The sequence below is a fragment of the Tumebacillus lacus genome (genome assembly GCF_026410385.1).
GTDB classification, from domain to species: domain Bacteria; phylum Bacillota; class Bacilli; order Tumebacillales; family Tumebacillaceae; genus Tumebacillus; species Tumebacillus lacus.
Genome location: NZ_JAPMLT010000009.1, coordinates 1 through 16952, shown reverse-complemented (window position 1 = coordinate 16952; position 16952 = coordinate 1). Strand labels below are relative to the sequence as shown.

Sequence of the window (16952 nt, the reverse complement as noted above, 5' to 3'; positions counted from 1 at the left end):
TTTATTTATATTCATGTAATATGTTTGTAGGTGAATTGTTATTTTACAATAAGTTTTATAATTCTAGAAGGATTACTCAATTCCTAGTAGTATTAATATATAATGAGTTGAATCGATGATTCTACTTTTCATGAACTCGAGTCTGAATATTACTTACTTTTCCAAAACTCTCTTTGATTAGAAGTCTTATGTGATATGGAGGGATTCGTAAATGAACGAGATGATGAGGCAGTTCCCGACCTTGGTTGCCCTGCTCCGTGAGCGCGCTCTCTGTGAGCCGAATCGTTTGGCCTATACGTTCCTGCTGGAGGACGGAGGTGAAGAAAGTCTCACCTATGGCGAATTGGACACGAAAGCGCGTGCGTTGGCCGTGCGGTTGGCCGGCTTGGGCGGTCTGCAAGAGCGTGCGCTGTTGCTCTATCAGCCGGGGCTCGACTATATCGTCGCTTTCTTTGGTTGTCTGTATGCGGGCGTGTATGCGGTTCCTGCGTATCCACCGCGTCAAAACGGCAATCTGAACCGCCTGCAAGCGGTGGTGACAGATGCCGAGGCGAGATTTGCGTTGACCACTGGCGCGATTCATGCCAGCATCGTGCGCCGCTTTGCCGACTCGGAGGCGCTCGCCGGGCTTCACTGGGTGAACACCGACGAACTGGCTGAGGAAGGGGCGGACTTGTGGCAAGAGCCTGCGCTCGACAGTGACTCGATCGCCTTTTTGCAATATACGTCCGGCTCGACCTCGCTGCCGAAAGGGGTCGTCTTGTCGCACGGCAACCTGTTACATAATTTGGAGATCATCACGGCGAGCTTTGCCACGTCACGGGAGAGCCGGGGTGTCATTTGGCTGCCGCCTTATCATGACATGGGCTTGATCGGGGGGATTTTGCAGCCGTTGTATAACGGATATCCGGTCACTTTGATGGCGCCTGTCGATTTTATTACAAAGCCGTCTCGTTGGTTGGAAGCGATCTCTCGTACGAAGGCGACGGTCAGCGGCGGTCCGAACTTTGCGTATGATCTGTGCCTGCGTAAAATCACGCCGGAGCAACGAGCGGCACTCGATTTGAGTTCCTGGCAGAGTGCGTTCAGCGGGGCTGAGCCGGTGCGGGCGGAGACGTTGGAACGGTTTGCCGATACGTTTGCTGCCAACGGATTCCGCAAAGAGGCGTTCTACCCTTGCTACGGTCTGGCCGAAGGGACGCTGTTCGTCTCCGGCGGTTCGCCATCTGAACAACCGATCAAACGCACTTTTGCGGCGGATGAGTTGGAACTGCACCGTGCGGTGGCGGCCGAGGCGGAAGGCGAGAACGCTGTGACGCTGGTCAGCAGCGGCCGTCCGGCCTTGACACCGCAACGTGTGGTGATTGCGCATCCGGAGTCGCTGACTTCCTGCGCGGAAGAGCAGGTCGGGGAGATCTGGGTGAAGGGAGACAGCGTGGCGCAGGGGTACTGGCGGCGCGTGGAGCAGACGGAGAGCACATTCCACGCGTATCTGGCAGACAGCGGGGAAGGTCCGTTTCTGCGCACGGGCGACCTTGGATTCCTGCAGGATGGCGAACTGTATGTGACAGGTCGATTGAAGGACCTGATCATCATCCGCGGGCGAAACTTCTACCCGCAGGATCTGGAGTTCACTGTGCAGGAGTCTCACCCGGCCGTCGCGTCGAGCAACGGCGCCGCCTTTTCTGTGGAAGCGGAGGGCGAGGAGCAACTGGTGATCGTCCATGAGATTGAGCGTTCGTTCCGCAAAGCCAATCTGGAGGAGGTTGTGCAGGCGATCCGCCGCGCGATCTCTGAGCAACATCAACTGCCGGTCTATGCGATCGTGCTGATTCGTCCGACGAGCATTCCCAAGACTTCGAGCGGCAAGATCCAGCGTCATGCCTGCAAAGCAAAGTATGGGGACGGCACGCTGGAAGAGGTGTACCGCAGTGTGCAAGGCGAGGCTGCAAAGGCGGCCGATCTGTATGTGCAAGAAGCCGCTTCGGCTGCTGAGGCGACGGTCGCGGTCGCAGCGGAATTGACGCAGGCGGAATTGCTGGCGATGCCTGAATCGGATCGAGAGGCGGCGCTGGACGGTTATTTGCTGGCGAAGGCGTCGGAAGTGTTGAGGATGGCAGCGGCTCCTGAGCTGTTGGAGCAGCCGTTGTACGCCCTTGGGATCGATTCGCTGATGGCGGTGGAGTTGAAAAATGATCTGGAAGAGCGCTTTGGCGTTGACCTGCCGCTTTCGCGGTTTTTGGACGGGCTGACGTTAAAGGGCGCAGCAGCGGAAGTGCTCGCACGGGCAGGGGAGACCCCCGTCTCGAAGCAGCAAGTGACCGAAGCGGTTCAAACGGTCGAGCCGGGTGAGTTCCCGCAGACGAGCGGGCAACAGTCGCTGTTCTTCCTGCAGCGTTTGGCGCCGGATCGCGCACCGTACAACATCTCGCGGGCGGTGCGGCTCGACGCGGGTGTTGACAGGGAGTTGTTGCGCGAAGCGATGCAGGCGGTCGTGCGCCGTCACCCGTTGCTGCGTGCGACCTACCATGCGGCAGACGGCGGCGCGGTGCAACGCGTGTCAGAGTCGGCAGTTTTGAATTGGCAAGAGGTGGATGCAGGATTGTGGGACGAGGCGGAGTTGCGGGCGCAACTCGATGAGGAGGCCAATCGTCCGTTCGATTTGGAGCGGGAGACACCTCTGCGCGCTTCTCTCTATCTTCGCGGCTCTGAAGGCGTGGTGTTGTTGTTGACGGTCCACCACATCGCCACCGACTTCTGGTCGTTCGGCGTATTCGCCCGCGACCTTGGGACGGCCTATCAGGCGTTGCAGCGCGGCGAGACCCCGGAACTGGCTGCGGCAGGTTCATATGCGCAGTATGCGGCGCGGCAAGCGGAGATGCTGGCCGGCTCGGAAGGTGAGCGACTGTGGAACTATTGGCGGGAACAGCTCGGCGGAGCACTGCCGGTGTTGAGTTTGCCAAGTGACCGTCCGCGTGCGGCCGTGCAGAGTTATCGAGGGGCAGCGCATCGCTTCCAACTGCCGCCGTCTTTGACAACGGCTCTGAAGGAGCTTGCCAAGGAGAACGGCTCGACGCTGTACATGACGCTGCTGGCCGCGTTCCAAGTGTTGTTGCATCGATACAGCGGGCAGGATGACATCCTTGTCGGCAGCCCGACCGTCGGTCGCAGCAGGGCGCAGGAAGCGGATGTCGTCGGATATTTTGTCAACCCGGTCGTTTTGCGGGGAGATCTCTCGGCAGCGTTGCCGTTCCGCCGCTTCCTCGATCAGGTGCGGCGCACGGTACTAGCGGCAATGGAGCATCAAGCGTATCCGTTTGGACTGCTCGCTGACAGATTGCAGAACAAGCGCGACTTGAGCCACTCGCCTGTGTACCAAGCGATGTTTACGATGCAACGGGCACAGGCGGGCGAGGATGAGCGCATGACGCGGCTCGCGCTCGGCGATGCCGGTGTGACGGTCGACCTCGGCGGTTTGAGCATGACGTCGGAGGCGTTGAGCACGCGCTACTCGCAACTTGATCTCACGCTGTTGATGGGTGAGGCGGACGGTGAACTGCACGGTGTGATCGAATACAGCACCGATCTGTTTGAAGCGGCGACCATCGAGCGGATGGCGACGGGGTTTGCCACGCTGTTGACCGGGATCGCGGCCGATCCGGAGCAAACGGTGGATCGTTTGCCGCTTGTGACCGCTGTCGAGCGGCAAGATCTGCTGACTGTTTGGAACGACACGGCTCGCGAGTATCCGCGAGATGTGTGCTTGCACCAACTCTTCGAACAGCAGGCGGCGCGCACGCCGGAAGCGACGGCGCTCGTCTTTGGGGAGGAATGCCTCACCTACGGGGAATTGAACAGCCGGGCTAACAAATTGGCCCGTCATCTGCAACGGAGCGGAGTCGGCCCTGACGTGCTGGTCGGCGTCTGCATGGAGCGTTCCGTGGAGATGGTCGTGGCACTGTACGGGATTTTGAAAGCGGGGGCGGCTTACGTGCCGATCGACCCGACGTATCCGCAGGATCGTCTCGCTTATCTGCTGGAGGACTCCGGCGTGCCGATGCTTCTGACGCAGTCGCATCTGGCGGACGGACTGCCGGAGCACGGAGCGACCGTGTTGAAACTGGATACCGATTGGGTGCAGATCGCCGTCGAGGAAGACGGGAATGTGACGAGCGGTGTGCTCCCGACTCATTTGGCCTACATGATCTACACGTCCGGCTCGACCGGCCGTCCCAAAGGGGCGATGAACGAGCATCGCGGGATCATCAACCGCCTGCTGTGGATGCAGGATGAGTACGGGTTGACGGCGGAGGATGCCGTCTTGCAGAAAACGCCGTTCTCCTTTGACGTGTCGGTCTGGGAGTTCTTCTGGCCGTTGCTGGCTGGAGCCCGCTTGGTGATCGCCCGTCCGGAAGGGCATAAGGATGCCGCTTATCTGGCGCGATTGATCGAATCGGAGCAAGTGACGACGCTGCACTTCGTACCGTCGATGCTGCAAGTGTTCCTCGAAGAGCCGTCGATCACGCGCTGCTCCAGTCTGCGCCGCGTCATGTGCAGCGGCGAGGCGTTGCCGTACGATCTGCAGGAGCGGTTCTTTGAGCGACTGTCCGGCGTTGAACTGCATAACTTGTACGGCCCGACGGAGGCTGCTGTCGACGTGACCTACTGGGCGTGCGACCGCGAGGATGAGCGTCGTCTGGTGCCGATCGGCCGCCCGGTGGCCAACACGCAGGTCTATGTGCTCGACCGCCACCTCGAACCGGTGCCGGTCGGCGTCGCAGGCGAACTGCACATCGGCGGGATTCAGGTCGCGCGCGGGTACCACAACCGTCCGGATCTGACCGCTGAAAAGTTTATCGCCGATCCGTTCGGCGGCGTGTCGGGCGGGCGTCTGTACAAGACGGGCGACTTGGTGCGCTATCTGCCTGACGGTTCCATCGAATACCTCGGCCGTCTCGACTTCCAAGTGAAGATTCGCGGCTTCCGAATCGAACTCGGCGAGATCGAGGCCGTGCTCGACCAGCATGAAGAGGTGCTCCAGTCGGTCGTCACCGCGTATGACGACGGATCGGGACACAAACGTCTCGTCGGCTACGTGGTGTTCACGCCGGGCTGCGACGTGCCGGTGTCCGAACTGCGCCGACATCTGCTCGCGACTCTGCCGGAGTACATGGTGCCGTCCGCTTTCGTGACGTTGCCGGAGATGCCGCTCTCGCCCAATGGCAAGGTCGAACGCCGGGCACTGCCCGCACCGGAGATCCAGCGTGCGGCTGTGGAGTATGTCGCGCCTCGCGATGAGCGTGAGGCTTCGCTCGCCGAAGTGTGGGCGTCGGTGCTCGGGATGGAGCGCGTCGGTCTCGATGACAACTATTTTGAACTGGGCGGCGACTCGATCCGCAGCATTCAGGTCCTGTCCAAGGCTCAGGAGCGCGGACTGACATTTGAGTTGCAAGACATGTTCCAGCACCAGACGATTCGCGAGCTGACACAGGTCGTGCGTCCTTTCGAGCAGGGTGCGGCATCCGCGCCGATGAGCAAACCGTTTGATTTGTTGCTGCCGGCCGATCGCGCTGCGTTGCCGGACGGCATCGTCGATGCGTTCCCGCTCGCCAAACTGCAGGAAGGGATGTTGTTCCAAAGCGCTCTGACGCCGGAGTCGTCTGTCTATCACAACGTGATCAGTGTGCAAGTGAAAGCGCCGTTTGACGAGACAGCCCTGACCGAGGCGGTGCGGCTCGTGATCGACCGTCACCCGAACCTGCGCAGTTCGTTCGATCTGACGACTTACAGCCAGTCTTTGCAACTGGTACATGAGTCGGTTGAATTGCCGCTGGTGGTGGAAGACATCCGACACCTGTCGAACGAAGAGCAGGAGATCTATTTGCAAGAGTGGTTCGATGCGGAGTGCAAGCGCCATTTCGATTGGAGTCAGGCACCGCTGGAGCGCTTTACCATTCATCGCCGCTCGGAGGACACGTTCCAATTTGCATTCACCGAACATCATGTGATCACAGACGGTTGGAGTATCGCGTCCCTGTTTACCGAATTCTTCCGCGCCTATCTTGCGCTGGCAAAAGGGGAGGCGTTGCCGATCGGCGACGCGCCGACCGTGTCGTACCGTGACTTCATCCACTTGGAACAAGCGGCTTTGCAGTCGGAGGCATCGAAGCGCTACTGGAGCGACTGGCTGGCCGGGTACTCGTTTACGAAACTGCCGCGTTTGCCGCAGACGGCCGAGCAACAGGGTGCGAACGGTCAATTGCTGACCTTGGATGTGCCGCTCGGAGCCGATGTGTCTCGCCGTTTGCAGGAGTTGGCGCAGTCAGCTCGCGTGCCGCTCAAGCATGTCTTGCTGGCCGCTCACCTGCGCGTGATGAGCTTTGTCAGCGGGCAGACCGACGTCGTAACCGGCGTGGTCGCCAACGGTCGACCGGAGACGGCCGACGGGGAGCGGGTTATCGGCTTGCATCTCAACTCGTTGCCGTACCGCTTTGAATTGGCGGGCGGCACGTGGATCGATTTGATTCGCGAGGTGTTTGAAAAGGATCTGGAGGCGCTGCCGCATCGCCGCTATCCGATGGCGCAGATGCAACAGGATCACGGCGGACAGGCTCTCTTTGAGTCGCTGTTCAACTACATCAACTTCCACGTGTACGATTCGCTGCGTGAGATGAGCGATCTGGAAGTGCTGAACCAGCGCGATTTTATCTACACCGATTTCCCGTTCGCAGTCGAGTTCAGCGTCGACGGCGCAGGCGACGTGCAAATGCGCCTGCAATGGATGGCTGCAGAATTTAACGATATGCAAATGCAGGCGATGGCCGGGTATTTCCAACGGGCATTTGCCGGCATGACGGCTGAGCCGGAGGGACATTACCAGACGGTGGATCTGATGGCGGCTGAAGAGTTGGCCGAACTGGCCGCGTGGAACAGCACGCATCGCGAGTATCCGACAGACGTCTGCCTGCATCGCCTGTTCGAAGCGCAGGTGGAACGCACTCCGGACGCAACGGCAGTGGTGTTTGGCGAAGAGCAACTGACCTACCGGGAGTTGAACGAGCGGGCCAACCGACTCGCGCATCATCTGCTGAAAAACGGCGTCGGTGCGGATCAGTTTGTCGGCGTTTGCATGGAGCGTTCGCCGGAGATGGTCGTCGCCCTGTACGGCGTGTTGAAGGCAGGGGCTGCCTACGTGCCGATCGACCCGACCTATCCGCAAGATCGCGTGGAGTTTATGCTGGCAGACTCCGGCGTTTCGGTGCTGATGACGCAGTCGCATCTGATCGACGGACTGCCCGCTTACCAAGGACGGACGATCTGCTTGGACACGGCGCAGGAGTCGCTCGCATCGGAATCGGCGGAAAACCCGCAGACAGACGTGGTGGCCGAGAATCTGGCGTACATGATCTACACGTCCGGCTCGACCGGCCTGCCGAAAGGGGCGATGAACGAGCATCGCGGGATCGTCAACCGCCTGCTGTGGATGCAGGATGAGTATGGGCTGACGGCGGAGGATGCCGTCTTGCAGAAAACGCCGTTCTCCTTTGACGTGTCGGTCTGGGAGTTCTTCTGGCCGCTGCTCGTCGGTGCGCGGTTGGTGGTGGCCCGTCCGGAAGGGCACCGAGACAGCCGCTACATGATCGGGCTGATCGAGGAGCAAGGGATCACCACGATGCACTTCGTTCCGTCGATGCTGCAGGCGTTCCTTGAGGACGATGAGGTGGAGGCATGCCGCAGTCTGCGCCGCGTGATGTGCAGCGGCGAGGCCTTGCCGTTCGAGTTGCAAGAGCGTTTCTTTGATCGACTTCCGCACGTTGAACTGCACAATCTGTACGGTCCGACAGAAGCGGCCATCGACGTCACGTATTGGGCGTGCGAGCAAGGCCATGCGCTCGGCTTTGTGCCGATCGGCTATGCGGTGGCCAATACGCAGATGCATGTGCTCGACCGCTGGCTGCGGCCGGTCCCGATGGGGACACCGGGCGAGTTGCATATCGGCGGGATTCAAGTCGCGCGCGGCTATCACAACCGTTCGGAGCTGACGGAGGAGCGTTTCCTCGCCGATCCGTTCGTTCAAACCGGCGGCCGCCTCTACAAGACGGGCGACCTCGCCTGCTACCTGCCGGACGGAAGCCTGCAATACCTCGGCCGTCTCGATCATCAGGTGAAGGTGCGCGGCTATCGCATCGAACTGGGCGAAATTGAAAACGGCTTGCTGGAGCATCCGCAAGTCGATCATGCGGCCGTGCTCGTCCGCAAAGCTCCTGATGGCGGCGTGACGCTGATCGGGTTCTACACCGGAGAGCAAGCGGTGACGGCGAACGTGCTGAAAGAGTTCCTCGCCCGCACGATGCCTGACTTTATGATCCCGCCGTCGCTGGTGCGACTCGATGAGATCCCGCTTTCGCCAAACGGCAAGATCGACCGCAAAGCGTTGGAGCGCATCGCCGCCGATCACCGCGAAACAGCGTCTGTGGAGTACGAAGCCCCCAAAACATCGTTGCAAGAGCAGATCGCAGCGATCTGGGCCCGTATTTTGAAACTGGATCGAGTCGGGGTGCACGACAACTTCTTCGATCTCGGTGGACATTCGATCCTTGTGATGAAGGTGCGCGACGCCCTGCAAAAGGAACTCGGTCTGGACATTCCGATCACCGAACTGTTCCGCTACCCGACAGTCAAATCGCTGGCAGAGGCGTTTGATCCGTCCGCCGCACAAGCGGAAAAAGAGCGGACGGCGCGTCCGATCCGCAAATCGTCGGAGGAGGATCGTGACATCGCGATCATCGGCATCGGCCTGCGTTTGCCCGATGCGAACGACGTGTACGAGTTCTGGCAAAACCTGCGCGACGGGAAAGCGAGCATCCGCGAGTTCCCGATGGAAGAGCTGGAGCCGAGCTTCTTTAATCAAGACCCGGCCAACCAAGACAAGTTGTTGCGCTACGGGGCGTTCCTGGACGACATCGACAAGTTTGATGCGGAGTTCTTCAATATCTCCGAGCGGGAAGCGCGTCTGCTCGATCCGCAGCAGCGCATTTTCTTGGAATGTGCCTGGGCAGCGGTGCAGAACGCGGGCTACAACGTGGACGAGATCGAGGAGAAGGTGAGCGTGTATGGAGGCAGCGGATATGCCACCTACCTGCAGCCGGATGCGCTCGGCACGTCGATCGGCGACATGTACCAAGCGTACATGGCAGCCCAACCGCGCTTTATGGCAACTCGCGTCGCTTATAAATTGAACTTGCGGGGAGAAGCGATGTTGGTGGACACGGCGTGCTCCACCTCTCTGGTGGCGATTCACTTGGCCTGCGAGAGTTTGCTCTCCGGTCGCAGCGATTATGCGCTGGCGGGCGGCGTGACCGTGCAAGTGCCGCAAAAGACCGGCTATCTCTATGAACCGAACTTTATCTACTCGCCGGACGGCCATTGCCGGGCGTTTGACGCATCGGCTGCCGGGACGGTCAGCGGCAACGGCGCAGGTGTGATCTTCCTCAAGCGTCTGTCGGACGCACAGCATGACGGAGACCCGATCTACGCCGTGATCAAGGGTTCTGCGATCAACAACGACGGCAACATGAAGATCGGCTACACTGCGCCGAGCATCCAAGGTCAGATCGATGTGATCGCAGAGGCGCAGGCAGCAGCAGGCGTCGACCCGGATACGATCACGTATATCGAGGCGCACGGAACAGGCACGAACTTGGGCGATCCGATCGAAGTGGCGGCGCTCACGCAGGTGTTCCGCCAACAGACGGAGCGTAAACAGTATTGCGCGATCGGTTCGCTCAAGACGAACATCGGGCATCTGGATGCGGCCGCCGGGGTCGCCGGCCTGATCAAAGCCGCGCTGGCCTTGAAATACGGGGAGATTCCGCCGAGCCTGAACTTTACCGAGCCGAATCCGAAGCTCGATCTGGAGAACAGCCCGTTCTATGTCAACACGGCGACAACGCCGTGGCAGACAGAAGCGCACCCGCGCCGGGCCGGGGTCAGCTCGTTTGGGATCGGTGGCACGAATGCGCATGTGATCTTGGAGGAGGCACCGCGCGATGTCGAGTGATCGCAGCCAAGGCCAAGCAAGAGCGGAAATTTCCACAGACGGAGGAGGAACCTTTGTGAAAGTCGATCATCATGTGCGGATGCCTGAGCGCTCGCACCACCTGTTTACGCTGACCGCCCGGAGTGATCGGGCGGTGCGGCAGGCAGCGCGGAACCTCCAGCGGCATCTCGGATTTGAGCCGGAGCAGCCGCTCGGCGATCTCGCTCATACGCTCCATGTCGGGCAGCGTGCCTTTGATCACCGCCTTGCGGTCGTTGCGGGCAGCCGCTCCGAACTGCATGAACTGCTCGCCGAGGCGGCGGTGTCGCCGTGGGACGGCACGCAAAGCGCAGGTCTTGCGGCAGGTGACGCGAGATGGCAGGGGCAAGCAAGAGTCGCATTTTTGTTCACCGGGCAGATCGCTCAATACAGCGGGATGGGTCGCAGCCTCTATGAGAGCTCGACCCTGGTCCGCCATACATTCGATGAGTGCGCGGAGATCTTGCGGACGCACTATCCGGTACCTTTTTTGGAGTATCTGTTCGACGAACGCCACGAAGAGTCGCTGCAGGAAATGCACATCGCGCAACCGTTGCAGTTCATGTTGCAAGTCGCGCTGGCACGGCTTTGGATGTCGTGGGGTGTGCAGCCCGAAGTGCTGATCGGACACAGTCTCGGTGAGTTCGCCGCTGCATGCATCGCGGGTTCGATGTCGTTGCATGACGCGCTGCTGCTGGTGATGCGCCGCGGCTATCTGCTGAATGACCGCTGTGAGCCGGGCGTGATGGTGTCGCTGCTCGCCGATGAGGAGACGGTGCAAGGCTATCTGCGGGATTTTGAAGGGAAACTGTGGATCACCAACATCAACGCATCCGATCAAGTTGTGGTCTCAGGGCGTCCAGAGCACATCGAGCAGTTGTGCGAACGGTTGGAACAGATGGAAGTGGTGCATAAACGGGTTGGCGGTACCCGGGCGTCTCATTGCCCGCTGGTCGAACCGATGATGGAGGAGTTTCGCTCCCATCTGGAAGCGGTGTCCATGCAGGAGCCGCAGATTCCGCTGGTTTCGAATCTGACAGGCGATGTGATCAAGGGGCGCGCGCTCGATGCCGATTATTGGTGCGAGCATGCCCGTCAGCCGGTGCGGTTTGCAAAAGGATTGCAACGTCTGATGCAGCAAGGGGTCAACGTCTATATTGAAATCGGGCAGCACACCGTTTTGACTCGTCTCGTCGGCCGGATGCTCGCCGATCACGGGGTTTCGGACAGCGCGTTGTGCATCGGCTCGCTGCGCCGCGGCGAGGATGCCTGGCAATCGATCCTTGCGCATCTCGGCGCGTACTGGGCGCAGGGCGGCGATGTGAACTGGCGGGCGTTTGACGCTGATTTCAAACGGCGGCGCGTCCATGTGCCGACCTATCCGTTTGAACGCAGATCGTACTGGATCGAGACGCAACGCACGATGAGCCGCGCCGTGTTGGAGACGGCGGCCGCGAGCGAGGTCATGCCGGTCGAGGCGGATCATCCGGGTGAAGCGGCACACCTGACCGAGACTGAACTTGTGATCGCAGGCTATTGGCGGGATGTCATCGGCGCTCGCAACGTCCGACCACAGAGTCATTTCTTCAATCTCGGCGGCGATTCGCTGAACATGATCCAAGTTCAGACCCGCATTCGAGAGCAACTCGGCATTCGGGTAGAGATTCAGGACATGGTCGCCAATCCAAAACTGAAAGATTTGGCTCAACATGTGGACAATCTCTCCGGAGACAAGCAAGCGGCTGTGCAAAAGACCATTCCGGTGCTTTTGGATCGGTCGAACTGCGAGCTGTCCTTCGCGCAACAGCGGATGTGGCTGCTCGATCAGTTGGAGCCGGGCAACCCGGCCTATAACATCGCCACCTCCGTCGTGCTGCGCGGCGCACTGCGAACCGATCTGCTGCAACGCGGGTTGAACGAAGTCGTCGCCCGTCATGAATCGCTGCGCACCACGTTCACCGAATTCAACATGAACCCGGTGCAGGTGATTCATCCGCAGTTGGAGCTGGCGATGCCGGTGGTCGACCTGATCGACCTCGCGGCTGAGGAGCGGGAGACGGAGGCGCGTCGACTGGTGGCGGAAGAGGCGCAAAAGCCGTTTGACCTCACGTCAGGCCCGCTGCTGCGCGCCGGTCTGGTCCGGCTGTCGGAACAGGAACACGTGCTGCTCTTGACCATGCACCACATCATTTCGGACGGCTGGTCGCTGAACGTCTTGGTGCAGGAAATGCTCTCGCTGTACCAAGCGGCAGAAGCAGGCCGCGAGACGACGCTCCCGCAGCTCGCCGTTCAGTACGCCGATTTTGCTCATTGGCAACGCGGCTGGCTGCAAGGCGAGGTGCTGGAAGAGCAGGTTGGGTACTGGAAACAGCAGCTCGGAGGCCAATTGCCGGTGCTGCAACTTCCGACAGACCGCCCCCGTCCGGCAGTGCTGGGCTCGCAGGGCCGGATGCATCGTTTTGAAATCGAGCCGGCTCTGGCTGCGCGTTTGCACGAGCAGAGCCGCAGCGCAGGCGCGACGCTGCACATGACGTTGCTGGCCGCTTTTAAAGCACTGCTGCATCGCTACACGGGACAGGAAGATCTGCTCGTCGGCACGCCTGTTGCCAACCGCAACCGCAGTGAAATCGAGCGGATGATCGGCTTTTTCGTCAACACCCTCGTCTTGCGCACAGGCGTGACAGGCGAGATGAAGTTTACCGATCTGTTGGATCGCGTGCGCCGCGGGACGTTGGAGGCGTACGATCATCAAGATCTGCCGTTTGAAAAATTGGTTGAGGAATTGCAGCCGGAGCGCAACTTGAGCTATACGCCTTTGTTCCAAGTCATGTTCGATCTGCAAAAAAATCCGTTGGCCGGGCTGGACGTTCCGGGGTTGTCTCTGGAACTGCTGCGGGCGGACGGCGGCACGTCCAAATTTGACTTGACGATGAGCTTGGTCGAGGACGAAGACCGCGTGCTCGGCATGGTCACATACAACACCGATTTGTTTGATGCGGCGACGGCCGAGCGGATGGCGGAGCATTTCTTGCTGCTGCTTGAGCAGGTCGCGCACGCGCCGGAGACGGAGATCGGACAGCTTTCGTTGCTGACCGAGTCGGAGCGCCATCTGGTGGTGGGTGAATGGAATCGCACCGAGCGTGCGTTTGATCAAAAGCTGTTGGTCCCGCATCTGATCGCGAATCAGGCGCTGGCAACGCCGGATGCGGTCGCTGTCGTGTACGAAGACGCGCAGTTGACCTACCGCGAGCTGAACGAGCAGGCGAACCGAGTGGCTCACCGTTTGATCGGGCTTGGGATCGGATCGGAAGACCTCGTCGCGCTCTGCGTAGAACGCTCCTGCGACATGATCGTCGGACTGCTCGGCATCATGAAGGCGGGCGCTGCCTACGTGTCGCTCGATCCGTCCTTCCCGGAAGATCGGATCTCCTACATGTTGGCAGACACGGCTGCACCGGTGTTCGTGACCCAATCGAGCCTTCTGGCCGCGCTGCCGTCACACCAAGCACAGATCCTGCTCCTCGACGGCGACGATCTGGCTGGACAAAGTGCAGCAGAACCGACAGTCGCTGTCGAGCCGCAACAGGCTGCCTATGTGATCTATACCTCCGGTTCCACGGGGCAGCCGAAGGGGGTTGTGATCGAGCATCGCAACTTGCTTAACTACGTGCAGAGCGTGATCGGCGCACTCGATCTGCCTTCCAAGGCGAGCTATGCCACCGTCTCGACGCTGGCAGCCGACCTTGGAAACACTTCGATCTTCCCGGCACTGTGCACAGGCAGCACCCTGCATGTGCTGTCCCAAGAGCGCGTGTCGAACGCCGATGCGATGGCGGAGTACATGGAGCGGCATCCGATTGACTGCCTGAAGATCGTACCGTCCCATTTTGCCGCGCTGATGAGTGTTGCGCTGCAACGCGTGCTGCCCAAGCAGCGGCTGATCTTCGGCGGGGAAGCTTTGTCTTGGCAACTGGTCGAGCAGATCAGTGAACTCGCGCCGGAACTGGCAGTGTACAACCACTACGGCCCGACGGAGACGACGGTCGGAGTGCTGACCCATCGTGTCGAGCTCGATGCAGAGCGCCGCTCGGCGACCGTGCCGCTGGGACGTCCGCTTCCGAACGTGCAGGTGTACCTGCTCGATCCGAACGGTCAACCGTTGCCGCCCGGTATCGCGGGCGAGGTGCACGTCGGCGGGGCACAGGTGACCCGCGGCTATCTGCGTCGAGACGAGTTGACTTCTGAAAAATATATCGCCTCTCCGTTGGCTGCTGCACCGGGTGAACGCCTGTACAAGACGGGCGATCTGGCTCGCTATTTGCCGGACGGCAAGTTGGAATACATCGGTCGGATCGATGACCAAGTGAAGATCCGCGGCTTCCGCGTCGAACTGGGCGAGATCGCTTCGGTGATTCTCAACAGCGCGGCTGTGCGCGAGGTGGCCATGCTGGTGCGCGAAGATGCGCCTGGCGACAAGCGATTGGTGGCCTATTTCGTACCGGCTGAAGGGGTGGAGCCTGACTTGCAGGCCTTGCGTCGCGAATTGAAGGAACAATTGCCCGATTACATGGTGCCTTCCGCTTTCGTTCCGCTCGAAGTCTTGCCGCTCACCTCGAACGGCAAAGTCGATCGCCGTGCGCTGCCCGCACCGGAAGGCGGCCGCGACGAACTGGCGACCGAATATGTCGCGCCGCGCAACGAGACCGAAGAGCGTCTCGTTCGGATCTGGGCAGACGTGTTGCGTCTGGAGCGCATCGGCGTGCTCGACAATTTCTTTGACCTCGGGGGACATTCGTTGCTCGGCACACAGGTGATCTCTCGCATTCGGCAAGAGTTCCAAGTCAGCGTGCCGCTGCGCAGCCTGTTTGAGCAGCCGACGGTCGCCTTCTTGGCTGAAGTGATCGTCAAAGCGCAGTCGCAGGACGGCGGTTCCTCCGCCGCACCGAAGATCGCGGCCCGCTCCCGTGCGGATCGCCGGGTAAGACGATAATTCCCTTTACGAAATTTCTGGGGAGAGGATGAGACGCATTGACTTCAACGAACTGGACCGCTTCGTCGGATGACGATCAGGAGCGAGTCGAGCAAACGGATCACGAGTATTATATGTTCCCGGCTTCTCATCAGCAGCAGCGCATGTACCTGCTCGATGAACTGTACCCCGGCAGCCCGTTGTACAACATTCCCAAAGTGGTACGGATGCGCGGGAGCCTCAACACAGAGGCGTTGGCCGCGTGCTTTGCCGAGATCGTCGGGCGACACGAGACACTGCGTACCGTCTTTGGTCGGGAAGAGGATGAACTCATGCAGTTCATCGCTCCCGCCCTCGACGTGCCGCTCAACCGGATTGATCTGCTGCATCTTCCCGCTGAAGAGCGGGAAGCGGCCGCGATGCAGATCGCGGCGGAGGAGGCAGCCCGTCCTTTCGATTTGCAAGCGGGCCCCTTGCTGCGCACCTTGCTGGTACAACTCGGTGAACAGGACCACCTGCTGGTCCTGACGATGCACCACATCATCTCGGACGGTTGGTCGTCCGGGGTGTTGGTGCGCGAGGTCGCCGTATTATATGAAGGCTTTGTGCAAGGGCGGCCGGTGGAATTGCCGGAACTGCCGATCCAATATGGGGACTACGCGGAATGGCAACAGGAGTGGCTGAGCGAGGAAGTATTGGACGAACAACTCGCTCACTGGCGACAACGCTTGGGCGATGATCCGCCGGTGCTGGAGTTGCCGACCGACCGGCCGCGCAAACCGCAACCGACACATCAGGGAGCGGTGAAGACGCTGGCCCTGTCAAAAGAGTGGATGAAACCTGTCCAAGAGCTCGGCCGCCGCGAGGGCAGCACGCTGTTCATGACGATGTTGGCCGCGTTTTACGCCTTGCTCTTCCGATACTCCAGACAGACCGACATCACCATCGGCACACCGATTGCCGGGCGCAATCAAGAAGAGGTGGAAGGGCTGATCGGATTTTTCGTCAACACGCTGGCTTTGCGTGCGACGTTTGAACCGGAGACTTCCTTCCTCGAACTTCTGCATGATGTGCGCACTGCGACGCTCGACGCCTACGCGCACCAAGAGATCCCGTTCGAAGTGTTGGTTCGGGAACTGCAACCGAAGCGGAGCCGCAACGATTCGCCCTTCTTCCAAGTCATGTTCGTCTTGCAAAATGCACCTTTGCCGTCGCTCCAACTGTCCGGTCTGTCGATGGAGATCCTTGAGTCGGACGATGAACCGGCCAAATTTGACCTGACCTTGATGGCGATCGAGCGTGAAGAGGGTGTGGTATTGCGCCTCGCCTACAGCGCCGACCTGTTTGAGGAAGCGACGATGGAACGGTTCCTCGGTCATTACCAAACTCTGTTGCAAGAAATTGTCAAACGACCGGAGACGCGTTTGTGCGAGTTGCCGTTGTTGACAGCATCGGAGCGCAGCGAAGTGCTCAGCGCATGGAACGACACCCGCGCCGACTACCCGCAGGACGCGGTGCTGCACGAACTGTTCGAAGCACAAGCAGCGCGCACGCCGGACGCGGTCGCCGTTTCAGACGACCGGGCAACCGTCACGTTCCGCGAACTCAACGCCCGCTCGAACCAACTGGCCCGCGTCCTTCGCGAACGCGGCGTCGGGGCTGACGTGGCGGTCGGCGTGCTGATGGAGCGATCTGTCGAAATGGTCGTCTCGCTGCTCGGCATTTTGAAGGCGGGCGGGGCCTATGTGCCGCTCGACCCGTCTTACCCGGTCGACCGTCTGACCTACGTGGCGGAAGACACCGCGTTCCCGGTGTTGCTCACCCAAGAGCGTCTGCGCGGACTGCTCACCGGCCACACCGCCGAAATGATCTGTCTCGACAGCGAATGGGAGCGGATCGCCGGAG

3 protein-coding genes are annotated in these 16952 nt (G+C 60.3%); all 3 read left to right on the top strand.

The features are described from left to right. Nucleotides 1-211: 211 nt before the first annotated feature. On the top strand, nucleotides 212-10060 hold the full coding sequence (locus tag OS242_RS14390; RefSeq protein ID WP_267152389.1) for a non-ribosomal peptide synthetase: 9849 nt from the start codon (nucleotides 212-214) through the stop codon (nucleotides 10058-10060). Between the two features lie 55 nt (nucleotides 10061-10115). Next, nucleotides 10116-15068, top strand: coding sequence for a non-ribosomal peptide synthetase (locus OS242_RS14385; protein WP_267152388.1), 4953 nt, complete (start codon nucleotides 10116-10118; stop codon nucleotides 15066-15068). Nucleotides 15069-15106: 38 nt separating this feature from the next. Then, nucleotides 15107-16952: condensation domain-containing protein (locus tag OS242_RS14380; RefSeq protein ID WP_267152387.1), on the top strand; the 1846-nt coding region annotated here is incomplete at its 3' end.

Coding starts and splice junctions, on each gene's coding strand:
- OS242_RS14390 (WP_267152389.1), top strand. CDS start 212: ATGAACGAGATGATGAGGCAGTTCCCGACCTTGGTTGCCCTGCTCCGT.